Source organism: Ruegeria sp. CF5, assembly GCF_056537325.1.
In genome coordinates, this window is record NZ_JBQFRI010000011.1 from 73,019 (window position 1) to 98,644 (window position 25,626).

Annotated in this window: 22 protein-coding genes; 5 read left to right on the plus strand and 17 right to left on the minus strand. The window is 56.6% G+C overall.

Translation table 11 applies throughout. From position 1 onward, the window contains the following. Positions 1–12 precede the first annotated feature (12 nt). The 6 genes from ACR0NW_RS20720 to ACR0NW_RS20745 all read right to left on the minus strand — a co-directional run bounded on the left by ACR0NW_RS20720 (position 13) and on the right by ACR0NW_RS20745 (position 5,712). Complete coding sequence (locus ACR0NW_RS20720) at positions 13–1,128, minus strand: NAD(P)/FAD-dependent oxidoreductase (RefSeq protein ID WP_480452069.1); 1,116 nt, start codon at positions 1,126–1,128, stop codon at positions 13–15. After that, complete coding sequence (locus ACR0NW_RS20725) at positions 1,125–2,522, minus strand: FAD/NAD(P)-dependent oxidoreductase (RefSeq protein ID WP_480452067.1); 1,398 nt, start codon at positions 2,520–2,522, stop codon at positions 1,125–1,127. The genes ACR0NW_RS20720 and ACR0NW_RS20725 overlap by 4 nt, the downstream gene beginning before the upstream one ends. Next, entirely contained in the window at positions 2,509–2,820 is a 312-nt protein-coding gene (locus ACR0NW_RS20730; RefSeq protein WP_480452066.1) for a (2Fe-2S)-binding protein, read from the minus strand. The genes ACR0NW_RS20725 and ACR0NW_RS20730 overlap by 14 nt, the downstream gene beginning before the upstream one ends. A gap of 73 nt (positions 2,821–2,893) precedes the next feature. Beyond that, positions 2,894–3,886, minus strand: a complete 993-nt coding sequence (gene dctP / locus ACR0NW_RS20735; RefSeq protein ID WP_170656461.1) for a TRAP transporter substrate-binding protein DctP — start codon at positions 3,884–3,886, stop codon at positions 2,894–2,896. A gap of 36 nt (positions 3,887–3,922) precedes the next feature. Then, entirely contained in the window at positions 3,923–5,221 is a 1,299-nt protein-coding gene (locus tag ACR0NW_RS20740) for a TRAP transporter large permease (RefSeq protein ID WP_170656459.1), read from the minus strand. Beyond that, complete coding sequence (locus tag ACR0NW_RS20745; RefSeq protein WP_170656457.1) at positions 5,218–5,712, minus strand: TRAP transporter small permease subunit; 495 nt, start codon at positions 5,710–5,712, stop codon at positions 5,218–5,220. The genes ACR0NW_RS20740 and ACR0NW_RS20745 overlap by 4 nt, the downstream gene beginning before the upstream one ends. 144 nt (positions 5,713–5,856) lie before the next feature. Between ACR0NW_RS20745 and ACR0NW_RS20750 the strand changes: the two genes are divergently transcribed. Then, complete coding sequence (locus ACR0NW_RS20750) at positions 5,857–6,771, plus strand: LysR substrate-binding domain-containing protein (RefSeq protein ID WP_170656455.1); 915 nt, start codon at positions 5,857–5,859, stop codon at positions 6,769–6,771. 680 nt (positions 6,772–7,451) lie between these two features. Here ACR0NW_RS20750 and ACR0NW_RS20755 read toward each other — a convergent pair. Together ACR0NW_RS20755 and ACR0NW_RS20760 are read right to left on the minus strand one after the other, a co-directional pair. Beyond that, positions 7,452–8,519, minus strand: coding sequence for a ParB/RepB/Spo0J family partition protein (locus ACR0NW_RS20755; protein WP_480452064.1), 1,068 nt, complete (start codon positions 8,517–8,519; stop codon positions 7,452–7,454). After that, positions 8,512–9,897 carry an AAA family ATPase gene (locus ACR0NW_RS20760; protein WP_480452063.1) on the minus strand — a complete coding sequence of 462 codons (1,386 nt, stop codon included), beginning with the start codon at positions 9,895–9,897 and terminating at the stop codon, positions 8,512–8,514. The genes ACR0NW_RS20755 and ACR0NW_RS20760 overlap by 8 nt, the downstream gene beginning before the upstream one ends. A 580-nt stretch (positions 9,898–10,477) precedes the next feature. Here ACR0NW_RS20760 and ACR0NW_RS20765 point away from each other — a divergent pair. Then, complete coding sequence (locus ACR0NW_RS20765; protein ID WP_480452062.1) at positions 10,478–11,740, plus strand: replication initiation protein; 1,263 nt, start codon at positions 10,478–10,480, stop codon at positions 11,738–11,740. Positions 11,741–11,797: 57 nt separating this feature from the next. On the opposite strand, the gene ACR0NW_RS20770 is transcribed toward ACR0NW_RS20765, so the two are convergent. The 6 genes from ACR0NW_RS20770 to ACR0NW_RS20795 all read right to left on the minus strand — a co-directional run bounded on the left by ACR0NW_RS20770 (position 11,798) and on the right by ACR0NW_RS20795 (position 18,258). After that, a complete protein-coding gene (locus ACR0NW_RS20770) occupies positions 11,798–12,643 on the minus strand; it encodes a HupE/UreJ family protein (RefSeq protein WP_480452060.1) in 846 nt (281 codons plus the stop codon). Between the two features lie 179 nt (positions 12,644–12,822). Beyond that, positions 12,823–13,650: a peptidyl-prolyl cis-trans isomerase gene (locus ACR0NW_RS20775; RefSeq protein WP_480452058.1), complete on the minus strand. Its 828-nt coding sequence runs from the start codon at positions 13,648–13,650 to the stop codon at positions 12,823–12,825. 95 nt (positions 13,651–13,745) lie between these two features. Then, positions 13,746–14,594: a carboxylating nicotinate-nucleotide diphosphorylase gene (gene nadC, locus ACR0NW_RS20780; RefSeq protein ID WP_480452056.1), complete on the minus strand. Its 849-nt coding sequence runs from the start codon at positions 14,592–14,594 to the stop codon at positions 13,746–13,748. Beyond that, positions 14,591–16,159 carry an L-aspartate oxidase gene (locus ACR0NW_RS20785; protein ID WP_480452055.1) on the minus strand — a complete coding sequence of 523 codons (1,569 nt, stop codon included), beginning with the start codon at positions 16,157–16,159 and terminating at the stop codon, positions 14,591–14,593. The genes nadC and ACR0NW_RS20785 overlap by 4 nt, the downstream gene beginning before the upstream one ends. An 8-nt stretch (positions 16,160–16,167) precedes the next feature. Then, positions 16,168–17,220, minus strand: a complete 1,053-nt coding sequence (nadA, locus tag ACR0NW_RS20790) for a quinolinate synthase NadA (RefSeq protein ID WP_480452053.1) — start codon at positions 17,218–17,220, stop codon at positions 16,168–16,170. A 141-nt stretch (positions 17,221–17,361) separates the two neighbouring features. After that, a complete protein-coding gene (locus ACR0NW_RS20795) occupies positions 17,362–18,258 on the minus strand; it encodes a LysR family transcriptional regulator (protein WP_480452051.1) in 897 nt (298 codons plus the stop codon). A 136-nt stretch (positions 18,259–18,394) separates the two neighbouring features. On the opposite strand from ACR0NW_RS20795, the gene ACR0NW_RS20800 reads away from it, so the two are divergent. Both ACR0NW_RS20800 and ACR0NW_RS20805 read left to right on the plus strand, forming a co-directional pair. Further along, the gene (locus tag ACR0NW_RS20800) at positions 18,395–19,396 is read left to right on the plus strand and encodes a sterol desaturase family protein (RefSeq protein WP_480452050.1); all 1,002 of its coding nucleotides are present in this window, start codon (positions 18,395–18,397) and stop codon (positions 19,394–19,396) included. 76 nt (positions 19,397–19,472) lie between these two features. After that, positions 19,473–20,297 carry a 3-methyl-2-oxobutanoate hydroxymethyltransferase gene (locus ACR0NW_RS20805; RefSeq protein WP_480452048.1) on the plus strand — a complete coding sequence of 275 codons (825 nt, stop codon included), beginning with the start codon at positions 19,473–19,475 and terminating at the stop codon, positions 20,295–20,297. A 91-nt stretch (positions 20,298–20,388) separates the two neighbouring features. On the opposite strand, the gene ACR0NW_RS20810 is transcribed toward ACR0NW_RS20805, so the two are convergent. Further along, on the minus strand, positions 20,389–21,348 hold the full coding sequence (locus tag ACR0NW_RS20810) for a lysylphosphatidylglycerol synthase transmembrane domain-containing protein (RefSeq protein ID WP_480452047.1): 960 nt from the start codon (positions 21,346–21,348) through the stop codon (positions 20,389–20,391). A gap of 513 nt (positions 21,349–21,861) precedes the next feature. Here ACR0NW_RS20810 and ACR0NW_RS20815 point away from each other — a divergent pair. Further along, on the plus strand, positions 21,862–23,325 hold the full coding sequence (locus tag ACR0NW_RS20815) for a glycosyltransferase family 39 protein (protein ID WP_480452045.1): 1,464 nt from the start codon (positions 21,862–21,864) through the stop codon (positions 23,323–23,325). A gap of 57 nt (positions 23,326–23,382) precedes the next feature. Here the strand turns inward: ACR0NW_RS20815 and ACR0NW_RS20820 are convergent, their stop codons facing one another. Further along, entirely contained in the window at positions 23,383–24,234 is an 852-nt protein-coding gene (locus ACR0NW_RS20820) for a glycosyltransferase family 25 protein (RefSeq protein WP_480452043.1), read from the minus strand. A gap of 127 nt (positions 24,235–24,361) precedes the next feature. Beyond that, on the minus strand, positions 24,362–25,597 hold the full coding sequence (locus tag ACR0NW_RS20825; protein WP_480452042.1) for a lytic murein transglycosylase: 1,236 nt from the start codon (positions 25,595–25,597) through the stop codon (positions 24,362–24,364). Between the last annotated feature and the right edge of the window lie 29 nt (positions 25,598–25,626).

The window sequence follows — 25,626 nt, forward strand, 5'->3', positions numbered from 1 at the left end:
CGGATATCTCCATTAAAGGACCTTACGGTCAAATCGATCAATTCGGAAAGGCGATAGATTGAACCGGCTTTGGCCACCAGTCACCAGTTCCGCCAAAACCTGCCCCACGACAGGTCCCATCTGAAATCCATGCGCCGAAAACCCGAATGCATGGAAGGCACGAGGGGCATTCACAGCCGGACCGATCACGGGCAGGTTGTCCGGCATATAAGCCTCCAGCCCGGCCCACATTCGGTTGATACTGGCCTTGCGCATGATCGGGAAGAACTCGGCCGTAGTGCGGCAAGCAGCGGCGAGTTTGGCATAGTCCAGCCGTGTGCGATTTTTGGCGCGATCGGCAAAACCCTTGGCCCCGCCGCCGATCAACACCGTGCCATTCTCGAATTGCTTGAAGCTGAGCTGGCGGCTGATCGCTCCAACGACCGGCTTGGCAAAATGCGGCATTCGGGCGGTGATCATCAACATTGGCGCAGCATGGCTGAGTGGAACGTTGTCCCCGATCATAAGAGCAATTTTATCAGCCCATGCGCCAGCACAATTGACGACGGTTTCAGCCTCGTATGTGTGCCGCACACCCTGCGCCAACCAAGTATCGCCCACACGCCGGAGCCCAAGAAGCTCTTCGCCTTCGATCACCCGCACACCTAAGTTTTCGGCGGCCAAACGAAACGCAGATGTCGCCTTGTAGGGGATTGCATACCCGTCCAGTTCCGAGATCACGCCACCAACGCTGTCGGGGTTCACATGAGGCAATCTTTCCCTGAGTTCGGCCTGATCTATGATCCGTTCATGTGTGTATCCAGCATCACGCATCGTGGCCTCGCGGGCCTGCACGGTTGCCAGATCGGCCTCATCAACTGCGATGTTGACCAGCGTCTGACGGCGAAACCCGGTATCATGGCCCAGGTCTTCATCCAGTGTCTGCCACATCTCCATCGACGCTTTCGACAAAGGAACCTCGGCCATGTCACGCCCCAGAAGCCGCACCCCACCTGCATTTACACCCGATGCATGCCGTCCGGTGTAGTCTTTTTCGACCACAATCACTGAGACACCTTTGCGCGCCAGATGGTAGGCAGTTGCGCAGCCTTGAATGCCGCCACCAATGATCAGAACATCCGCCTTCATTCCGCCGCCTCCGCCGGAACCGTGTCGTACCGGCTCAGTTCATCCAAGGTCAGCAGGCGCTGGGGGCTGCGCAGTCGGTAATACCCAACTGCTTCGGGGCTTTCTGCGCGCCATTGCGCCAACAACCCGGCCACCACATGACCGCATTGCCGCCCCTGACATGGCCCCATTCCACACCGAGTCAGTGATTTCAGGGCGTTCGGATCCCGCGCGCCCTGTTCGAATCCTTTTCGCAAGTCGCCCAAAGACTGCTCTTCGCAGCGACATACCAGAGTTTCCGCGTCACGCGGCAATCTCAGCGCCTCGGTCGGGCGGTACAGGCGGTCGATGAACCGGCGAAACGGTTTCAAGGCGGACAAGAGTTTCAGATCAGCGCGTGCCCTTTGATCCCTGTCAGCCTCGGAAATCCGACCAAGGCGAAACAGGATATTCTGCGCGGCCACGCGGCCGGCCGCACGTGCGCCGTCGGCACCAACAATTCCGGCCCCGTCGCCAGCAACTGAAACATGCGCGACAGAGCTTTGGCCAAATACATCAACAGTGACTTGCCAGCACATCTGGGCGTGGTTCCAGTGATGCGCCAGCCCCATCGCTTGGGTCATGTTTAAATTGGGTTGAACGCCATGGTGCAGGAAAACGGTATCGCCTGAAACAAGGTGCTGCTGGTCCGATGCTACAAAACGCAGCCCTTTGACTCTTTGATCGCCGATGACCTCGAGGTTCTCGGCATATCGGTGGATGGTCACGCCCGAAGCGCGAATTTCTCGCAACAAAGACAGGCCCTTACGCAACTGTCCGGCCTGCCGCACCGCGCGTGGCATCAGTGGGGCCGCGTCAAGGTAATGCTGTCGCGGCGTAGTATCGACCAGCGCTGCCACGGGCACACCCAGCCTCAGGTATTGCGCCACAATCAGATACAGCAAAGGACCGGACCCGGCAAAAACAGCCCCATCCGCGACGACGGCATCCGATTTCAGCATCACCTGCGCCGCGCCTGCGGTCATCACCCCGGGCAGAGTCCAACCGGGGATCGGCATGGGCCGTTCCATCGCCCCTGGACACAACAGCATCTCACGGCAATGCAGTTCGCGGGTTTCGCCCTGACAGGAAAACAGAACGCGACCATCATCCCCCAGGTGCCAAGCATCGGCCCCGGCAATGTGTTTCGCGCCAGATCGTTCGAACCGGGTGATCAAGTCAGCCCCCGCCGCGTAGTCCGGGCCAAGGCTTGCGATGTCCGGCAAAGGGCTGCTGGCCGCCGACCGGTAAATCTGCCCCCCTGCCCGTTCGGCACGATCCAGTACAACCACATCGACTCCGGCCTGCGCCAGCTCAATGGCGGCGGACATGCCTGCTGGGCCCGCCCCAACAACGGCGCAATCAAAGGCCTGCATCGGCGGCCTCGGTATCTTCGGTTATGTTCTGCGTATTAACGCTCATCCCATCCTGGACCTGACGCAGGCAGGCCTGCTGATTTGAAAGGCCATCGATTTCGACCATGCACTCGAAACAGACGCCCATGGCGCAATAAGCGCTGCGGGCTTCGCCCGACAGGGCCGCCTTGCGGGTCACGACCTGACCGGCCACCGCCATTGCAGACCAAACGGACTGGCCTTTGCGAGCCTTGACCACCTGGCCATTGACGCACAGCGTCACCAGATCGCGGTCATGATCTTGCAGGGATCTGAACATTGGCTGATCTCCGGGATAAACAGGGCAAGGCGTAGAAAGAACACGCCTTGCCCGATTTCAGGGTCGGGTCGGTTTATTGATCGATCTGGTCGAGGATGGCCTGACCCCAATCCTGACCTACGTCTTCAAGGACCTGCGGCCAGACCTGCGTACGCACGTGCGCGGCGGTGGCCGCAAGCTCTTCATCTGTCAGAGACACGATGACTGCGCCGTTGTCGGCCAACTTCTGCTCGAACGCGCCCTGATCGGCCTCGGCGGTTTCCCAACGCTTTGCTTCGAACGCCAGTGCTGCGGTTTCCAGCGCTGCACGGTCTTCATCGCTCAGCTCGGCCAAAGTGCCCGAGTTGATGATCATGTACCAAACCTCGAAGTGCGTGTTCACTGGCACGTAAGACGTGGTCACGTCGCGGAACGAGGCATAGTAACCTTCGGCACCCGAGCCGACGACACCGTCAACAACACCGGTTTGTACGGCAGTGAACGCTTCCGAGAATGGAATGGGCGACGAAATGTATCCCAGAGCATCGGCGGTCAGCTGAAAGCTCTTGATCCCCGGAACGCGCACCTTGATGCCCTTGGCGGCTGTCGGATCGCCCGGGTTCACGGCGTCGGTGTTCAGGGCAACGCCACCAAAATACACCGGATAGGCCGCCAGCATGGTGATGTCTTGCTTGGCATAGAGATCCTTCATCGCGCCGTGAATTGCGCCGCCGGGGCCGTAAATCTCTTTCGCCTCTTCCCAGTTTGCCGCCACATAGGGAAAGGCCGAGATCTGCATGCGACGATCAACGGCGGTGGCTGCAGGCTGCACGGCCATGTCGATGGCACCCACCGAGATGCGCTCCTGAACCGAGGTATAGTCTCCGAGCGCTGACGCCGGGAATAGGTTCAGCTCAACCGAGCCATTCGTTGCGGTCTTCAGTTCTTCGGCAAAGGCACGCAATTCATTGTCGATGGTCGCACCCTGTGGGCGGATATGGCTGATCTTCAGCGTGTCGGCGGCGGCGATCCCGGCGGTTGCCACAACGGCTGCGGCCATGCAGGTGGATTTCAGAAAGTTCATCATGGATAAGTCTCCTCCGTGAGTGATGAAGTGGGCGGCTTAGTAGCCAAAGAAGCGGGGCAGCCACATCGACAGGTCCGGCCAGAAGCTGGTCAGGAACACGACTGGCAAATAGCCCAATAGGATCAGGGTCATGGCAGGTCGGATCACCTTGGTGACCGGCACCTGACCGATGCGTGCGCCCAGATACAGGATCGAGGCATAGGGCGGCGTCACACCTCCCATCGCGGTGTTGACCCCCATGATCGCGGCAAACTGGATCGGACTGACACCGATAGCCTGCATCAGAGGCAACAGCAGTGGTGCGATCAGGATGATTGCGGTTACGTCATTGACCACCATGCCAACCAGGAACAGCAGAATGTTGATCAGCACCAGCAGCAGGACCTTGTTTTCGGTCACAGAGAAAATCGCCTGCACGATGGCCTGCGGCACGCTTTCCAGCACGAACATCTGACTGAGGATCATCGAGAACAGGATCATCAGCATGATCGCTCCAACCGATGTTGCGGCCTCTTTGCCGGCACCGAAGAACGTGCGAACATCCAGCCCCTTGTAGATCAGGAACCCGACCGGGATTGCATAGATCACTGCCACAGCAGCAGCCTCGGTCGGGGTCATGATGCCGCCATATATACCACCCAGAATGATCACCGGCATTAGCAGTGCGGGCGTGGCCTTGAAGCCGCGTTGGGCTGCCTCGGACATGAATGCCGCGCCTTTGAGGGGCTCATTCAGTTGCAGGGGGAACCTGCGGGCCATTCGGATATTGACCGCCGAAAAGCTGGCCATGATCAGCAGGCCGGGTCCAAGCGTCGCCAGAAAACAGGCCAGGATCGACGTATCCGTCACCCAGCCATAAACGATCATCGTCACGGAAGGCGGGATCAGCAGGCCAAGAAGCGATGCATTCGCGATCAACGCCGTTGCGTATTCACGGGGGTAGCCTTGTTTTTCCATTTCTGGGATCAGCAGCGGGCCGATGGCGGCGACGCCCGTCAGGCCCGAGCCAGAGATCGCGCCGATCAACGCACAAGAAACTGTGGCTACAACACCCAATCCACCTCGCAGGTGGCCGATGAAAATGTTGACGAAATTGAGAAGGCTCGCCGCGATACCGGAGACAGACATGATCGTCCCCGCCAGAACAAACAACGGAATGGCCAGCAGCACAGGGTTGCCCAACTGTTGGAAACCCCAAAGCATATTGCCCTTCATGACCACGTCACCGGCGAAGTACATCACCATCAGACCGGCACCGAAGCAATACGGCAGTGGAACACCCAGTGTCAGCAGAATGACCAGAACCAGTACGGCAAGAAGCGCGATCTCGATCATTTCAGACCTCCTTCAACGGCGGGTTCGGTAACAGGGGAAAACAACGCGCGCAGATGCATCAGCAGGTGCCAGGCGGTGAAGATCATCATCAGGACCAACCCGACAAACAAAGCGACATCGACATAGAAGGTCGGCAGATACAGGGTCGGGCTCTCGCGCCAGACACGCATCGAGTACTTGGTGAAATCCCAAGCCCATGTGGTCAGCCAGATACCTACGATAAGGCTGATGACCTCACCTATGACTGCCAGAACCTGATGCTGACGTTCGGTGGACAGAAAAATTTCAAGCACATTGGCGCGAATATGCGTGTTTTCACGCGACGCGTTGACCGCCCCCAGCATGTACAACCACAGCGTCGGATAGAGCAGGCTTTCTTCCAATCCCATAACGGGGATTTCCAGCACATAGCGTGTGATTACCTGCACAAATTGCCCAAGAGCAACCAGGCAGATCAGGACTGTCAGCAAGACGCTAGCAAAGCGTGTCATTTCCCCCTCCGTCATAGCGAATGCATGTGGTGTATTCGTGGCGGGAAGATCACGAGCCGGGCATATTAAGTCAAAACGAATAAATTGATTGTTGAATAAAGATAGTTTATGGAGTGGCAAAAAGATGAGGATTAACAGAGGCGCATGAATCTCAGCTTTCGCCAATTGCAAGCCTTTCGAGAGGTTATGCGGACAGGATCAGTATCAGGCGCCGCCCGAATCCTCGGACGGACTCAACCCGCTGTAAGCGCGCTGATCGCAAATCTCGAGGCCGAGTTGGATATTGCTCTGTTCCGCCGACAGCGCGGGAAAATGGCCCCTACCCCCGAGGCGCAATATTTCCTCACCGAAGCTGAGGCGATCCTAGATCGCCTGTCGCTTTCAACCCGGACGATGCGCGAGATTGGGGCGCTGACAAAAGGGCGCTTGAACATCGCCTGCATGCCGGCCGCCTCCAGCCTTTTGATGCCGCAACTTCTGGGTGAGTTTCTTCTGGACAAACCAGATGTAAAAGCTTCGTTGATGATGCGCGCATCCCCGGTGATCGAGGAATGGGTTGCCTCTCAGCAATACGATATCGGATTGGGAGAAACCCCAAAATCCACCGCAGCAATTGATACAGTCGACTTCGACATGAAATGCGTATGTGCGATCCCTGCGGGTGATCCATTGGCTGAACTTGATATAGTCCAAGCGCATCACCTGTCTGGTCGTCCGATGGCCGGGTTGCAGGAGGGTCACCCAAACCTGATTGCGACCCAAAGGGCATTCGCCAGCCAAAAGGCCAGTTTCGAACAACGGTTCGAACTCAGGACCTTTCACCCAGCGTTAACTCTGGTGGAAAAAGGGCTTTGCTATTGTATCTGCGATCCGATTACCGCAGCCGGATACGTCAATATGCAACCCGAGCCGAGACCCATCGTTTTTCGGGCGTTTCACCCCCATGTCGTTTTAAACGTCTCAATAATGCAACCTGCACATCGCCCTCCATCTGCGTTGGTAAGTGAGTTTGTTGTGCAATTGAAGGTGGCTCTGGAACACGTCAACAGCCAGTTTTGAAAAGTGTTTGTGGGTTTTATTGCAACCACCTACTTTCTTTACGATCATAAATTGTACTTTTTGCACATTACATAAGCCATTTTCTGACTTAGCTATTATATCCGATAAGTACCGCTTATCACTTATGATTGATTTGACCGGAAATATCCCCCATGATGCAGGCCATTAAGCCCCCTCTCCGTTAACCCACAGGTTTTTTCCCGATGGATTTTCGATCCGATATCACCGGATTGATACCGAACGATGTCCACCAGAAAGATCCGAAATGATCGGTACATTTGTTCGGGGTTTGGGTATTCCCAGCGGATAGCAGTTCCGGTCCCTTATCAAAGTAAGTCGCATCTGTAGCCAGCGCTTTAGTCCAGACAAGTTCTCTCAGACCACAATAATCTAGTTGGAACTGACCGAGGTGCCCGAGAATTTCGGTCCTCCCGTCGGCAGAACCCGGGCCGGGAAATCCCGGCCACCAAAGACCTCCCTTCGCGTCGTGTGACTACACGGGCCCAGAAGCAAAGCAGAGATGTGAACAACTAAAAAAAACCTGACAGCTTTCTTGCTGAAACAATGAGACGAAAACTGCCAGCACACACATTAGGTACCCGTTTACGGGAAAGGTACAGGACGCCAATCCCTGTCCGAATGGCGCCCCTATTGGCCCTGATCCGAGGTTCACCGCGAAACTAGGTCAATGCATCCGAAAGCTGCTTGAGGAAATCCTCGGCTGCTTCGCGGTCGAACGCCCTGCCATCAATCCGGATACGGAGTTCATCGGGCCCGACCTCGGCACTGATGCCGCCGCCGCCAGGCAATGCACGGCGTGCGATGCGTTCGATCTGCTGCGGCCGCCCTCCTCGTGACCTTTGTTTTCGGGGTGCAGAAGTCTGCGTCAACAGATTGTCCAGAAGCGCCCATTCCGCCTTTGCGTCCAGAACATCAGCCCCCGCCAACGCCTCTCGCAATTGAGGCTGGGCACCTTCCCGCAGCGCAGCCGCCAATCGCAACCCGGCCTTTTCAGACAGGGCTACCGGATGCTGTAGAAGATCCCCCAGCGCCTCATGCACAACGGCAAAACTGCGCACCTTGGACCGTTTAGCCTTGGATGCCGCCGCAAACAGCACATCAACGGCCGCCTCAATCGAAGGGAATACCCCCTGCCCTGCCGCCAGTACTGCAATACGGCCTCTCTCATACGGGCTGAGGTCGGATCGCAGCTCATTCTCTTCGACCATCGAGACATAGGCGCCCTGGCCTGCCCCAGCCTCGCGAACAAAAGCCGGAATTTCCCGGAACCGCTCGTCCGTTTCAGCCAACCGTTTAAACGCGTCCAACCTTCGGTAACCTGAGATCAGGCCGTATCCCTCTGGCGTTCTTGTGACTTCGATCGGCGTGCGCAAACCATGAACACGTAGCGATTCCAACAACTCGGCCATTGCTTCTTCATCATCGACCATTCGGTCACGACGAATGAAATCCGCATCAATCTGGTCCAGCGCCACTATTTCGGCAACTAACCCGGCATCCTGTGCCTCACGCCAACGTGCAGCATCCCCCTGGTCCTGAGCCAGCGCGACACGGTCGGTAACGGCTGCCATTCCGTTCAGCGCCGCCGTCTCACCCGCTACCTGCGCAATTGGCGGGGCTGCGGATTTGGTTTCGAACGGGCCAACAGACGGTTTCGCCGCGAAACCCGCCTCCAGCTCTTCCAGTTCGGTCGCGTCCGGGGCGATAAGTCGTCTACGCTTAGCCATTTGCCTGCTCCTCCATCTGTGCATCACGCCACCAGCAGCCGATCAGAAGTTCCTTGAATTCGGCATATGTCCGGTCAAACGCCTCACGTCCGCGCACGTAGGTGTCTCGGTTAAAATCGCGATAGTCGGCTTCGTAGATGCCATTGACCTGCTCACCGGCCTGCCCCACCAGCGCTGTATAGTCCTGCCGGTATGCATTCATGAAATCCCCGAAGTAAGCCTGAATGACGTTTGCCATATCGGTTTGCTGGCTTGCGTCAAACCGCGTGATGATGGCACGCACTACATCCCATTCGAATTTAAGTTCAGGTAAACCCGCTGCTCGCTGTGCTGCATTTTCGCCATCCTCGATACTGGCGAAGGTCGTATAGAGCATGTCAAAGAACCTGCCCGTCGAATCGAACTCCAGAAACGATGCTCCAAGCGGCACCAGCAGGATATCCGCTGCCGCCAGCGCATTGATCGTAAGGTACCCAAGAGCAGGAGGCGTATCGAGGAATACGACATCGTAGTCGTTCAGAATGCCCTCGTCCTCCAGGAAATTGGTAAGGCCATCCCATAACGGCCAGCTGCGCAATCCCATGCGCCAAACAGGTATCTGGAATTCGGCCCAGTAGAGGTTCAACTGAGCGCCAATCAGATCGATATTGGGCCAATGCGTCTTCTGGATGACATCACGAGGTTGCGTAGTCAGTGCTTCCTGCAGGGTTTCATCCAATGGGATTTCCGGTTGTCCTGCCGCTGTACGCACCCGGTTTTCTTCCTGCACCGCACGCGCATAGTCCTTGGCGATCAGCGGAAAGACGGTTTGCCATTCATCGGCAACACTACCGCCCAGAATTGACGTCATCGATCCCTGGCTATCCAAGTCAATAACAAGAACCTTGTATCCATCCAGAGCCGCTGACATCGCCAGATGAGCAGCGGTGGAGGTTTTGCCGACACCCCCTTTAAAGTTAGCCACCGCTGCAACCTTTGCAGGTTGTCCTTCAGGGCGATAGGGCTGGTATTCCTTGGTGCTGACGCCTTCGGCCGCAAAGTGCTGCCGCAAAATCAGAACCTCCTCGAGAGAGAACCACTTGGATCCGCCTTCACCTTCTCCCTGGGGAAGCTCGGGATTGGCTTTGAGTACCCGGCGCAGGTGAGCCGGAGCAACCGGAAGCAAATACTTGGTAATTTCCCAAGTTGAAAATTTGCGAAGGCGTTTTTCGCCGTCGGGTGCATAACCGCGCCGCGCAAGGTCTTCACGACCCTTGCCGCAGAAAGCAGCCGCTTTTGCGAATCGCGAAGTGCCAATAGGATCAGGTAACTTTTCAGCTGCCGCCTTAGGATCCAGATTCAGATAGGGGGGCAGGGGAGGTTGCGTAGGTTTGTTCACTGTCGATGCCTCTGAATATGTTCGCCTTACCGGCGTATATTCGACAATCTAGCGAACATTTATGCGCAGCGCTATCTTTCTTTCCCGTGTTTTCCACAGAAACGGGTTTATCAGTGGGGTTTCGCCGCGAAACCAATGGAAAATAACAAAAGACACACCGACAAAGGTTTTATTTTTTTAAGGTCTTTAGATTCTTTAGCGGAACTTTATCCTGCAATAACAATAAGATAAGCTATCTTGAGTACCAACATACAGGATGAAAGGTACCCGCTTGCAGGATAATGAGTGACTGATTCCGGGACAAAATGGACCAAGAAGCAGGAACAAGAGGCCCGATTCGCAGGAGGCTGAATTTATTGAGGCTTTAGGGTCTAACATTGACACTGTTGCCTTCCAGTCGGCGGCGATATTGCCAGTGTTGAGTCCAGGAAAGACCATTTTCTGTGGATAACTCAGGTGGCCCTGATTTAAGGTACCTGTCTGCGGGATTGCGGTTCTCCCGTATTTGGGTACCCAAATCCATTTGATTGGAAGGTACCTTTCATGTCACAAATAGCAAAACGAGCAGCCAGGCAGAATCATGCCGGATACACAATTGGACATGGACCACCTAGCGGGCGCCTTGCGCCGGGAGACGGTCAAAAAGAACGTCGCCGCGATTCACATCAGCGGCAAGCTGACGCTATTGCAGCGTAAGCTTTCAAACGTCCTGTTGCTCAATGCGTATGACGCGCTGACCTCAGCTGCGACGCACACAATTGACGCGCGAACGCTGGCAATGATGGTTGGCTACAACTCCAACGACTTCGATACTCTGCGCGCCAGTTTGCGTGCGTTGGCCGAGACTGTGGCCGAGTGGGACATGTTGGATGAACAGGGCCGACAGGAGTGGGGTGTTTCTTCCCTGCTGAGTTTCGCCAAACTCAAGAACGGAGTGTGCGAGTACGCATATTCTCCGGCCTTGGCGCAAAAGCTCTATGATCCCAAGATCTATGCGCTAATCAATGTGCATATTCAGCGAAACTTCAACTCGGGTCACGGGCTGGCCTTGTATGAAAACTGCTATCGTTTTGTTCGGACTGGTTCCACTGGATGGTGGACACTGGACGTGTTTCGAAAACTGATGGGCGTCGATGGCAGCGACTATTATGCCAGTTTCAAGCACCTGAACGCCAAAATTATCAAAACCGCTGTGGCAGAGGTGAACAAAAGCTCTGACATTGTGATTGAGCCCCAGTTTCAGAAAAAGGGACGGACAGTAACCGATATTCGTTTTCTGATCCGCAGCAATCCGCAAAAAGCGATGTTCGAAATCGACGACAGTGATGGCGTGCGCAATCTGGGTGTCTACAAGACGTTGCGCAAGCAAGGGGTCTCGGATCGGCTGGCGCGGCAATGGATTGCGGAACACGGCGAAGAATACGTGCAGGAAAAACTGAACTACGTTGTCGGGCAGGGGGGTATCAAGTCGACCGTGGGTTATTTGTCGGCTGCGTTGCGCGACGACTATCAGGCGCAAGATAAGCCTTCGCAACCGGAAGAACCCAGCCCGGAAGCGTTGGAAGCCGCCAGAATGCGGCAGGCAGAGAAGGCGCAAGAGGACCAGGCCTATGAAATGCGCGCAGCGGAACGGGCCGATCGGTCAAGAAAGCTCTCAATCGTGGAAGAGCTGGTTTCGCGGCGAAACCCAACACAACGGGATGCAGATAAGCGTCTGTTCATGTCTGGCCTGAACGACGAACTGGACCGCGAGCACTTTCGGGCTCATGGCTGGCGGTCAGGTCTGAACGCCAAAGCGATTTTTGCATTCTGGGAGGAGCTTGAACCGGACGCCTTTGACTAGGCCATGGGCCGCAGGATCATTTGTAACCGGCTGGTGCACTGCCAGCCAAATGTCAGGTTATGCCCAAAACCCAATGACACGTTCAACCAGCCAGTAGGCGGAAACAGCCCCAACAAAGTAGCTGACTGCTATATTCATCACCTGCAGGCTGGCTTTCCCGACCGGGAAAACAAGTTTGAGCGTCCAGCCAATGACCAGTACAGCAGCTACAAATAGGATCTGACCGATCTCCACACCCAGATTGAAACCAAGCAAGGCGACAAAAATATCCCCCTCAGGCAATCCGATATCGCTCAGCGCTCCGGCAAATCCAAGCCCATGCAACAGCCCGAACGAGAATGAGACAACCCAAGGCGCCCGTTCGGACAAGCGGGGCGCATCGTCGGTCCTTTTGGCAATTTCGACGGCAAGAAAAACTATCGACAAGGCAATGACCGCCTCGACGGGAGGCGCGGGTACGTGGATCAGGCCCAGAGAGGCAAGGGCAAGCGTAATACTATGGGCTGCAGTAAAAGCCGTGATTGCCCCCAGCAGCCGCCAGAAGTCGCGGATCAAAAAGAGCAGGGCAAAGACGAATAACAGATGGTCAAACCCCTCCAGAATATGTTCGACGCCCAAGGTGATGTAGGTGCGCAAAACGGACAGGCCGGTTGTGTCTTCTGGGACTACGAAAGTGATCTGTTCAGGAACAAGCCGTGTGGTTGATGATGGGCTGTCCAGCAAGTCTACGCGCAGCAAGACATCGGTACGGGTGTCCTCAAGTCCTGGAACTTCAATCGTCGTACCCGCAAGGCCGCTGGGGCACCGGGTCGTCCACTCTGAGATCCACGCAGCGCCGTCAAATCGCGGGGCAGGGGGGGCAGTGACTTCGCAAATCTCCGGCAGTCTGGCTTCGATTGCCATCGGCTTTTGCTGAACGTCAGGCTTTCGCCAGAAAACGCGGTACGTTTCCGGTGAAAGTTCGGTTATTTCCAGATATCCCGGATCCAGAGCATGGGCTCGGAGATCGGCAGGAGTAACGAAATTTATGCCGATCGCAATGCATGCGGCCAAAAATACATTTAAAAACAAATAGTTAAACATCATTCTTCGTCTATTTTGACCTGATACTTGCTCAAAAGTGCTTCATTCAGCCTATCCCGCGCATTTGCCTGTCGACCCTCCCGCCATTTTAACAGAACCGCCGCGCGGGCGGTCTCGAACTCTGGCAAGGTTGCGTCGGCCTTTTCCAGAATGCGAACCAGATGCAGGCCATAACCAGACGGGACCGGGCCGTCCCATTCCCCGGGTTCCAAATCATCCAGCGAAGCCGCAAAACCGACACCGAATATACCGTCAATCCGGGGGGCGTTCATCGGTGGGACCTGAGCGGGCAAAAGGCTCAGCGCTCCGATCCCGTCCGGAACGCGCCCTGCGTTCAGCTCTTTCAGAATCGCGTCCGCAGAACCTGCAAAGTCCTCGTCCAGCAACACCTGATCAAAGGCAACCGATCCGGGAATTTCAAACTCCGCCCTTTCAGTCAGAAACAGATCCATCAGTTCTTCGTCATCCGGGGTTTCAGCACTTGCCGCCGAAGTTGCAATGAACTCCATCTTTTGTCGCAACCGGTTTCGGATCACGGCGTCCCCTTCATCCATCCGCAATGCGCGCGCTTCGCGAACAAGGATTTCCTCGAATACCTGATTGTCGATCAGCGCTTTCAGCTCATCCGGATCGGGTTTGCGTCGCCAGGTTGCTTCAAATTGTTTCTCCAAGGCCGTTATGTCGGCTTGGGTAATCTGAATCTCCAAGGCTTCAGGTTGCGCCTGAGGAGTATCGGCAAAGCTGTACAGCGCGAAAATACCGGCGCCCATGAGCAGGAAATGAACAAATGGTTCCCGCACAATGCGGAGGAATAAAGATTCTGACACGACGGACCCGACATGAATTGAACTATAAGGTGATCCTAGACCACCTCAGTCAGTCCGCAAGCCTTGGGTGAAGGGTAGCCCTGGGTCGTTGCCGGTCAGAAATCCAGGCCCAGATCGACGGTTCTGTAGGAATGTGTCAGCGCGCCTGAAGAAATGTAGTCGACCCCGGTTGCTGCGATTGCAGCCACGGTGTCACGGGTGACGTTGCCGGATGCCTCGCTTACCAAGCGACTCTCGATCATCGCGACGGCCTTGTGCAACGTATCCGGCGACATGTTGTCCAGCAGAACCACATCCGCGCCGCCGGTTTCCAGAACCTCTGATAGCTGGTACAGAGTGTCGACTTCGATTTCGACTTTCATCATGTGCGAGGCGGTCGCTTTGGTTGCCTCGAGCACCTTGCGGATGCCACCGGCCGCGGCGATGTGATTGTCCTTGATCAGGATCGCATCGGACAGAGAATAGCGGTGATTGAACCCGCCACCGTGCAGAACGGCCTGTTTCTCGACAATACGCAGACCCGGCGTAGTCTTGCGGGTGCAGGTGATGCGCGCTTTTGTACCCGTGGTTTCGGCAACCAGGGCTGCGGTTTGGGTTGCAATTCCGCTTAGCCTTCCGGCGAAATTCAGCGCAACGCGCTCACCGCTCAGGATCGAGGCCGCGCTGCCCCGGATTTCCATGAGTGTGTCGCCCATTGCGCAGGTGATGCCGTCAGCGGCCAAAGTTGTGACCTCCAGCGTCGGATCGACCAGCCGAAAGGCCAGCGCCGCGACCTGCATCCCGGATACCACGGCGTCCTCGCGTGCGTTCAGCCGCGCAGTATAGGTGGTGCCCGAAGGAATCACCGTTCGCGTGGTGATGTCGCCATAGCTGCCCAGATCCTCCATCAGCGCGTTGCGCACCAGAGGTTCAAGAATAAGGTCGGGCAGGGTGGCGGTGTTCATACTGCTTCCTTTGCAATGGTGCTCCGCAGCGCAACTGCGCGGTCAAGTGTCAGACGCGACCGCTGGCCGGGGTCGGGCAGGGGGCTCGGAAAATCGGACCGGAAATGCGCGCCACGGCTTTCCTTACGCAACAGTGCTGCGGCGGCAATCAGGGTGGCGGTTGCGGTCATGTTGAGAAACCCGTCGTCGGATCGACCATCAGCCTCCAGCCGCGCGATGTCGTTCAGCGCAGCCTTCAGCCCCGGCTCGTCCCGGACAACGCCGACATTTCTGGTCATTGTCTGCCGAAGTTCCATAAGCGCATAAGTATCGGTCTTTGAGCCGCCATCGTGAAAGGACAGCACAACCTCGGGCAGGTCACTGGATTCCTCAACGCTGCCCAGAATGTCCAATGCACAAGCGCGCGCAAAAACCAAAGCTTCGAGCAGACCGTTCGACGCCAGACGATTTGCGCCGTGCAGTCCGGTGGATGCGGCCTCGCCACAGGCCCAAAGACCATCCAACGACGTGCGCCCGTCAAGGCCGGTGGCGATGCCCCCCATATGGTAGTGGGCAGCGGCGGCCACGGGAATCGGGGATAGGGAAGGGTTCACGCCATTACGACGACAGGCGTCGGCCACAGCCGGGAATTCAACGCCGATCCGATCACCGATGGCCTGTCGTGTGTCCAGAACCGGGCGGTTGCCGGCCTGAGCTTCGGCAAAGATCGCCCTTGCCACGATGTCCCGGGGGGCCAGTTCAGCGTCGGGATGGATGTCGGCCATGAACCGGTGGCCATCGCGGTTGACCAGTACTGCACCTTCCCCGCGCAGCGCTTCGGTTGCCAGCGGGGCAGGGTCCTCACCGACATCAATGGCCGTGGGGTGGAATTGAACGAATTCCGCATCCGCGATTTCCGCACCTGCGCGCGCGGCCATTCCGATCACCTGACCGCGTATGCGTGGGGGATTGGTTGTCAGGGCATAAAGCCCGCCAGAACCACCGCCCGCCAGCAGACAGGCGGACCCTCGCAACACGACCGGTTGCGATCCGTCTTCCGAGGAGGAGGTCAAAACGACACCCGTGACGCGTTGCCCCTGCGTTTCCAGCCGAACGGCCTGTGCGCCTTCGATAACCTGAACCGAAGGGGTCTTCCGCAGCTCGGCGATCAGCGCGCGCATGATCTCGGCCCCGGCCTGATCTCCTTTGACGCGAACGACACGCGCTATGCTGTGAGCTGCTTCATGCGACAGAACATAGCCACCGTCTGCGGTGCGATCAAAACCCGTGCCTAGATCGGTCAGGTCCAGAATATGATCGCGCGCTGCGCGGGTCACATATTCGGCCACATCGTGCAGAACGACACCGGCCCCGGCCTTTTCCGTGTCTGCTGCGTGTGCCTCGGGGCTGTCGGCGGGGTTCATCGCCGCGGCGACACCGCCCTGAGCCCATGCCGAACTTGCCCCTGTTCCCAGTGGATCGGGCGAGATCATCACAACCGGGCGGGGCGCCAGTTTCAGCGCTGCATAAACGGCCGCAAGGCCGGCGCCCACTATGACCACCCGATTGGTGGTGATCTCTTGCATGGCCTGACTCAGATGCCCAGCTTGCGCGAAAGGTCGATCATGCGCTGAACAGAAAGTCGCGCCTTGTCGGCGACGGTCGCGTCAACTTCGACCTGACCGGTCATGGTATCCAGCGCATACAGCACCTTCTCCAAAGTGATCTTTTTCATGTAGGGGCACATGTTGCAGGGTCCGACGAATTCGACCTCGGGCAGTTCATCCGCAATATTCGACGCCATCGAACATTCGGTGATGAGCAGCGCCTTTTCCGGCTTTTCCTTCGTCACATAGTTGATGATACCGCTGGTCGAACCGGAATAATCCGCCTCGGCCACCACATCGGGTGGGCATTCGGGATGTGCGATCAGCCGGGTGCCAGGGTTCCACTCGCGGAAATCGCGCAGGTCCTGAGGCGAGTATTGCTCGTGCACGATGCACGACCCCTCCCACCACACGACGTTCTTTTGCGGAACATCCTTGGCCACATTTTGCGCTAGATACTGATCCGGCGTCATGATCACCGTATGGCTTTCCTGTGCGGCAACGATCTGAGCGGCATTGGACGAGGTGCAGCAGATATCGGATGCGGCCTTAACTTCGGCCGTGGTGTTGACATAGGTCACTACCGGCGCACCGGGATAGCGGCGACGCATTTCGGCAATCCCGTCGGCCGTTATCGATTCGGCCAGCGAACATCCGGCCTCCATATCCGGCATCAGGACAGTCTTGTCCGGGCTCAGAATCTTGGAGGTTTCAGCCATGAAGTGCACACCGCACTGAACGATGACATCCGCCTCGACCTCGGTGGCCTTGATGGCTAGCTGCAGGCTGTCGCCGACAAAGTCTGAGATACCGTGATAGATTTCGGGGGTCATATAATTGTGACCCAAAATCACGGCGTTACGTTCCTTTTTAAGCTGATTGATCGCCTTGACATAGGGCGCATAGATCGCCCAGTCCGCAGGCGATACGACACGGTTCATACGGTCGTAGACATCACTCATCTCCGCCGCCAGTTCGGGCGAGGGGGAAAGGTCGTATTTTTCGGAAAGGTTTGCGCGCAGCGTGGGTAGGTCGAACACGGGTTTGTATTCTCTGCCTGTTAGTATCCTGACGTGGAATAGTTGTTTATTGCCCCATTGGCCATAGTGTTGTGCCGCTAACAGTCCGGTAAAGTTTTTCATCGGCGGACCGTCGACACGTCCACCAGTCAAAATTTCTGTCTAACCTGTGCGCGTCCGTAGTTCGGATGTGTAATCCAGAAGCCATGTTCTGAACTGTCGCGCTGGCGGGCGAAGGGCCGCGCGATCAGGGTAAATCAGGTGATACGCCTCTTGCCCCGGTACCTGGATGTCGGGCAGGCAGGGGACAAGTCCGGCCGCTCGAATAGCTGAATCCGAAGCGGGTGCGCGCGCCAGCGCAATGCCGACGCCATTCACCGCCAGCTCGGTCGCCATCAGCGAATTGTCTGCAAAGAAGTACCTTGCCAAACCATGAGACAGCCGCAGTTCCTCAAACACACCGGGCCAACTGGCCCGATGGGTGGAGACCTCGATCAGGGTATGGTTGAACAGGTCCTGAGCAGAGTGGATGCTGGCCGCAATATCCGGTCTCGCGACTGGATACAGAACCTCGCGCATCAATTCGTCCCCGTCTGTGCCAAACAGTGAGGGATTGCCGAACACGATTTGCAAGTCAGTGAATTGATTTGCAAAATCCGCGATCATGTTGCCGGTGCTCAGGGCCAGACTGACCCGCGGATGGGCGGCCTGAAACTCGGGCACGCCCCGGGCCAGAACACCGTGCGCGAAAAGCAGAACGGATTGAACGAAAAGTCGCTGTTCGCGGCTTTCGCCGAACAGTCCGGTTGTTGCGGTTTCCAGCATCAGCAACGATTGCTGGACCGATGGCAGATAGGCCCGCCCGGCCTCGGTCAGCGTCACCGCGTGCGCGTGACGCTGGAACAGAGGCGTGCCCAACCGGGTTTCCAGCGCCTTGACCTGCTGACTGACGGCAGCGGGCGACATATTCAGCTGCGCAGCCGCGCGTGCGAAACTTTCGGTGCGGGCCGCAGCTTCGAACACGCGTAGCCAGTTGAGAGAGGGGATGCGGCTGCTCATGTCCACAGGCTAAGCAAAACTTATCCTTACCGGCAAGACAATATGTGCTGAGAATCCGGCGGGCGGTCATAGTGTCTTCGCCAGCGAACTGAAATCCGCTGCTTTGCAGCCTTGCCCAAGCCACGAGAGTCGAGACATGACAAGTCCCGCTAATGCTCCGCGCCCCAAGCGGAAAATCTGGAACTACACACCCCAACTGCCGATTCAAACCTCGCCCTATTGGGACTGGCCGATGAAGCCGCTGGCATCGCTGAAATACCTGCTGCAAAGCTGGAACCCGTTGGCGCTGCGGACGCTGATGCTGATTTTTGCTATCATCACATGGAAGTACCTGACGCCGTCTCTGTCCCGGATCGAAACGTTTAGCTGGGACTGGGTGGCGGAGATTTGGTTTCGCAATTTCTGCATCCTGATGGTTGTTGCCGGTGGCCTGCATCTGGCGCTGTGGAAGGTCCGCACGCAACAGGATGAATACCGCTACGACATGCGGCCGATGATGAAGGGCGCCAAGGTGTTTACCTTCAAGAATCAGGTCTGGGACAACATGTTCTGGACGCTTGGCCCGGCGCTGACCTTCTGGACCTTCTGGGAATGCTTCATCCTGTACGCCTATGCCAATGGCTGGATCACGATGATCACCTTTGACAGTAACCCTGTCTGGTTCTCGGTCGTAACGATCCTGATCCCTGTCTGGGCGGGCTTCCACTTCTACTGGCTGCACCGGCTGCTCCATGTCGGTCCGCTGTACACCAAGGTTCACGCTTGGCATCACCGCAACATCAACACCGGACCGTGGTCGGGTCTGGCGATGCACCCGGTGGAAAGCTTTTTCCTGATGTTCGACACGATGATCTTCTTCCTTGTGCCGTCGCATCCGATCCATGCGATCTTCCTGCTGTTCCACCACGGGATTGGCGCGCCAACCTCACATGCGGGATTCGAACATCTGAAGCTCGGCAAGAATGCCAAATTCCAGGTGGGTGACTTTTTCCACCAGCTGCACCACAAGTTTTTCGACTGCAACTACGGCACATGGGAAACTCCGTGGGATGAGTGGTTCAACACTTTCCATGATGGTTCGGACGACGGAAACGAAATGGTGAAGGAACGCCGCCGCAAAATCTGGGCCGCCGAATAATACAGGCAAGCAAGGAAACCTCAGAAGCCGGGCCTTTCGGGGTCCGGCAATTCACGTTTGAAAGACAGGGAACGCGATGAAAAACATCTATACTTTTGGCCGCCGACCGGCGCAGCGCAACTATACCGTCAAGGACCTGCTGGACCTGAAAAAGACCGGCCAACGCCTGACCATGTGCAACCCCGCCAACGAGGCCGAAATGCAGGCCTGCGTCGATGCGGGGATCGACCTTCTGACGCTGTGGGACGTGCATCTGGACATGGCGCGCGACATTGCACCGACGCATTTTGCGGGTACCGCCATGAACTGGGGTCAGTTCGCCACCAAGGACGAAATCATGCGCCACGCCATCGACTGCATGGAAAAGGGCGCGGACATGTATTTCACCAATCGATCCTATGAAGTGGTCGAGATGTTGGCCAAAGAAGGCATTCCGGTTCAGGTCCACATGGGTCTGGTGCCATCGCTCAGCCACTGGGCGGGTGGTCTGCGTGCCTTTGGCCGTACCGCCGAAGAGGCAATGCAGATTCACGACACGTTCAAGCGCTATGAAAACGCCGGTGCATTCGCATGTGAGATTGAATGTGTGGCCGAAGACACCCTGCGCCTTCTGAATGACCGTACCTCGATCGTTACCATCTCGCTAGGATCGGGCAATGCGGGCGACGTGATCTTTCTGTTCATGGCCGATATCTGCGGCGAGGCCGAGAACCCGCCGCGCCACGCCCATGCGTTCCGCGATCTGGGCCGTCTGCACAAGCAGATGTACCAAGAGCGCGTCGAGGCGCTGCAAGAGTTTCAGTCGGAAGTGCGCGCCAAAGCGTTCCCCTATCCGGCGCAAGGAATCTCAATGCGGGCGGGTGAGCTGGAAAAACTTCAGGAATCTCTGGACAAGCTTTGATCGGCGCAAGCCATCCGGAAAACAAGTACCGGCGCCTGAAAGGGCGCCGGAGTCCAAATGGGTCAGGGTTCCTTTTGAAGCTAGTGAAATCCTATTCGGTGGGTATGGATCGCCCGGTTTTGGCCTTTTCCGTCAGCAGGAATGTAAGCGCCCCAAGGCCGCCGGCAGCAAACATGACCCCCTGCCAGACCAGACCTGCGGCCAGAATAACGGCGGCATCTCCGTAGAGAGGGGCCAGAATGCTGGCCAGGGTCCCCTCACGCAAGCCCAGCCCGTTCAGCGACACGGGCAGCACCGCGACCAGTTTGGCGATAGGCCAGGCAAACAGCCAATGGCCCGGCTCGATCCCTGCGCCGGCAGCCTGGGCCAGCCGGAAGGAAATATAGACAAGCCCGAACTGGATTGCGGCGGACAGGCACAGCGCCAGGCAAAGATGCAGGCGCCGTTTCGATAAGGTTGCAAACTCGTCACCCAAAGAGTGAACGAAGTTTCGGCCGGGCAGGGATGGCGCCACGGTCCAGATAAGCGGAAGCAGCCGGAAACCAACAACTGCCAGTGCCGTGAAACCCAGAAAGACCAGCACGGTTTCTATGGTCAGGCTGACACTTCCGCCGCTGGTTAGAGCCCAAGACAAACCAATGACGGACAGGATAATCAAAGCCGCAAAATCTATGAACCTGTCGGTTGCACCCGCTGCAACAACATGGGGACCATTTCCGGTGGCCGCATAGACGATACCGCCTCTGACCGCGTCGCCGCCGATGGCGCCGGGCAGGCAAAGCCCTGCCGCCAGCCCGGAATAATGTGATCGGATCGCCGTAAGCGGCGAAACCTTGAAATCGAGGATGAACCACCACTTGAGTGCTGCGGCCAAATGCAAAGCCAGAAACGCGGCCAGAACCAGCAGAAAGTCCCGGACGGTCAGGCGACTGAAGGCTTCGGACAGCGCATCAAGCGGAATGACCCAGAACAGCGCGGTCAGGATCAGCGCCGACCCGGCGACGCGCAACAGGTACTTCTTTGTTGCGCTGGATTTACCCTTCCCGGTCATTTGACGGTTTCTTTCGATCTCATCAATCGCACTCCAAAACTCAAAAAACGGTTCACCCCTGACAATAGGACAGGTTGGGGTATCGAGGGTGTGAATACTAAAATACTATATCTTCGACCTGCTTATTCTGCGGCTTCTCTGCAGACTTCTTCAGGGTTGCCAAGTAACGATAAATACGTTCACAAATCCGATTTTCACCTTCAAGATCCGGGACCGAAAGCTCAATTCAACAGCGGGTATGTTTATCAGAGGCTTGTGTCGTGATTTTGTCAACAAATGATGCCTTGAGTGGGAAAAGTTAACCTATGGGCAACAGAGGCCCATCGACGACACCCGCATATTCAGTTCCATATCGACTCGTGACCGTGGATTGGGGATGATCGAACAAGCCTTGTTGGGCGGATTTAAGACGTTTCACTGTGATTACTTTCTGCAAGGGCCGGTCCCGGCGGGGACCAGAAAGCAGGAAATACTGGCGCATTGAATTTGACTGTGGATGTCCGGAGAAACCGCATGAACCAAAACGTCCGGTCGCTTGGCCGCAATGATTTGGCGCTACTTTTGTTTATTCTGCTTCTTGCAGCGGTACTCAGAACCGCCGGGCTGAATGCTCCTTTGTGGTATGACGAGATCTGGACGGTCGACACGCATGTTCGCCTGCCTTGGGGCGAAATGATGCGCGATTACTCGATGAACCATCACTACTTTTTCAGCATGAAGGCAAAACTGGCGTCTCAGGTCTTTGGGCACGAATCTTGGGCCTATCGCTTGCCTGCCATGTTGTTCGGTGTTGGTACTGTCGGGGCAATCTGGTGGCTGGCCAGGGATGTCGCCGGTACCAAAATCGCGCATATTTCGGGTCTGCTGGTGGCGCTGTCCTATCATCAGGTCTGGTTTTCCCAGAACGCCCGCGGATATACCGAACTCGCCTTCTGGAGCACGCTTGGCCTTATTTTCTTTATGCGTGGAATGGACCGTCCTTCCGTAGGTGTCTGGATAGCCTTCGGACTGACGGCTGCTGCCGCAGTATTTACCCATCTGACCGGCGCATTTTTCTTTGTCGCGCTTGGTCTAGTCTGGTTGATTTCGCTGGTGACAGGATTTGGACGAGGCGCACTGACCCGCGAATGGGTTCTGAACGCGCTTCTGGGTGTAATGGTTGCCTCGGCCCTGATCCTGTTGGCGTATCTGCCGATTTTTCCAAGCATTGTTGAAACCGTGGGTGGGGTTTCGGAAACTTCGGCTGTTGATCCGATGCAGGAATACCAAAACCCGCTTTGGACCGTACTGGAAGGGTTGCGAACTGCAATCGGGAACACCGGCCTCCTGACACTTGTCGTCGCAGTCTGCGGGTTGGTGGTCATTGCGTTTGGGGCTTTGGGTGCGCATGGGACGCAGCCGCTGTTTTTTGCCTCTGTCGCAGCGCACATCATCGTAACGCTTGTTGTCCTTTTGGCGTTCAACATGCGGATCTGGCCAAGATTTTTCTTTGCCGATATCGGGTTTTTCATTGTGCTCGCCGTGATTGGGTGTTGGTACGGCGCAAACCTGATGGCCGACCTGTTCAACCGGCCCGCTCTTGGACGTCTTCTGTTCACTACGGGCGTTGCCGCAATGATCGGATTGTCGGTTCTTCTTGTTCCGCGAAACTACGTTGCCCCAAAGCAGGATCTGGCCGGGGCATATGCGCTGGTGACAAGTTTGCGTGGCCCGTCAGAACGGGTTCTGGCCATCAACCCAGGCGGCCCGGTGTTTGAAAGCCACTTTGATGCAGACTGGCCAACAATCGGAAGTTCCGACGCCTATATCAAAGAAATGGCGAAACCGGGGCCGGTGATATTGGTGGTCTTGTTTCCGTCCCGAATGTTTCGGGCCATCCCGGAACTGGCACGCGACGCGGATGAGCAGTTGGAATTCGTCCGCGAATTCGCCGGGACACTGGGGGACGGTCAGGTACTAGTGTTTCGCCGTAACTGATCCGTCAATACCGAACCTCATTGCGGGCAAAGAACCGACGCGAACGGGGCGGGAAAATCAACTGGGGCGCTGCGTCCACTTCTGGAACAGTTTTTCGTATTCACGGCGGTTTTCCACACGCCTGACATGCGTGCGGAGTTTGTCCGCATCCTCAGCATCGATGCCTTTGGGGTGAATGCGGGACGCAAACTGCGCAAAGTCCTTGTTGAATGACAGGTCCGTCGCAAGAAGCGGCTCGATTGTAACGGCCTGAACATCCTCTCGTGCAGCCATCACCTCGTGAACCCAGACGTCCGATGTTGTCTCGATCCGTTTGAACTGCTGCAATAGCAGGGCGGCCATGTGGCCGTTAAGGATGTGAGCCGCATTGCTCATTACCGGGCGATCGCTGAGTTCATAGGTTTCGGGCAGATTCTGAAAGGGCCGTTCGCCGGAAGAGCACATTCTTATCAGAACGTTCTGCCGGGTGGGTGAAAAGTCCTTGGTAAAGCGATCGAGAATTTGGCGCGCGTTGTGATGAAAGGCCACATCGTCTTCGCAGATCATGAAGTAGTCGTCGGGAGATTGGGCGCAGTACTTCCAGACCTCAATAAAGGACAGCCAATTGGCGACCTGTTGGGGAATGATGATGTTGTTTTCGCATTTGCATTTGTACTTTTTCCGGATGAAGCGAGGCAGCAGATCAATGAAAAAGCCGAGTTCAATGGACCTGTTGCACCTGAAGCAGATCGGAAAATTGGCAACTTTCCCGCTCATATACGTATCCCTGACTGCGTCAGAGTCCGCCGGAGTTGCGTCGATGATCGAAAACTTACCCAACCCGAACTCAGTCAGATGTTTTTGAATATGCGCGCGCCGCCTTTCGTCAGCGGCGAGTGATACAACCAGAGTTTCTTTAATTTCGATCATTGGAATATCGAAGTTTTGTCACAATACTAATTTGCCTGGGCGCTCCGGTATCGCAAATTCTGTTGGGTGTCTAGGAAACCGGCGTCCCGGCCAAGGTGTGGCAAACCAAAGGTGTGTTCCCTCGGCGTCATCCTCTGAGATCCGATTTCATGCTGGCTTGCGGGAAACAGGTCGGTGGGTGCCCGTTGGCCTGCTGCCAGCGGCCAATGGATCGCCGTGTCCGGAAACCGGGCAGGCCGTCAGCGCCCCCTACGTCGTGTCCCTGTTTTTCCAGCGCCCGCTGCATCGCTGCGATGTCCGAGCGATAAAGACCGCCGACCTTTCCCCAAGGTGCCGTGAAATCGCCCATGCCGTATTCGATGCGGTCCCCGACATGACCAACGAACAGTGCATAAAGATCACTCATGTTATAGTCTTTAAGAACATAGAAATTCGGTGTGACGATAAAGGCAGGACCATTTCGGCCCGCGGGCATCATCAGATATCCTTCACCTGCAAGTTCGTGCGCGGGAAAGGGTTTGCCGGATACACGGGTAACGCCCATCCCGGCCCATTCGGCAACGGGCCTGCCTTGATCCGGCCCTTCCAACGCGCAGGACACCGACTCCGGAACGTACACTTCGAATCCCCAGTCCCGGCCTGAAACCCAGCCATGACGGGCCAGATAGTTGCCGATCGACGCAATCGTGTCGGCCTCGGAATTCCAGATGTCACTGCGGCCATCGCCATCGCCATCCACTGCATATTGCAGGTAGTTCGTTGGCATGAATTGTGGCTGACCCAACGCGCCAGCCCAGCTGCTTTTCATGGCGCGACCAGAGATATTACTTGTTTCGGCAATCTTCAGGGCGGCAATCAGTTCCTCAAAGAAGTAATCGGATCGGGTACTCATGAACGCCTTCGTCCCCAGAACCTGGAACGCGTCATGGCGAATGGCGACGCGGCCATAACCGCTTTCGCGGCCCCAGATGGCAAGAATGACCTGAGATGGTACACCCGTGGACCTTTCAACCCGGGCAAGGGTTTTGGCGTGCCGCTGCGCCATCTGCCGCCCAACCGAGGTCGCCCCACCGACCGAGCCTTTGTTAAAGTACTTTCCCGGTGATCCGAATTCGGCCTGACGTTGCTTTTTGGGTGTTCTGGCCTTTGTTCCCGGCGGGACAAGATCCGGCAAATCCCAGTTCAGCGTCACCCCAGTAAAAGCCTGTTTCATGGTTTTGCGCGACACACCGGCGGTACGGGCCTGCGGCCAGACTGTCTGATCCAGCCACGACTGAAACTGCCTTTCAACTGCGGCGCGGTTCTGTGCTGACGCTGATCCCGACCAGAGGATCAGGCAAAAGACAATTAGCAGGGCACGCATGGATATGGGGCTCCGGATTGAACTGCTCG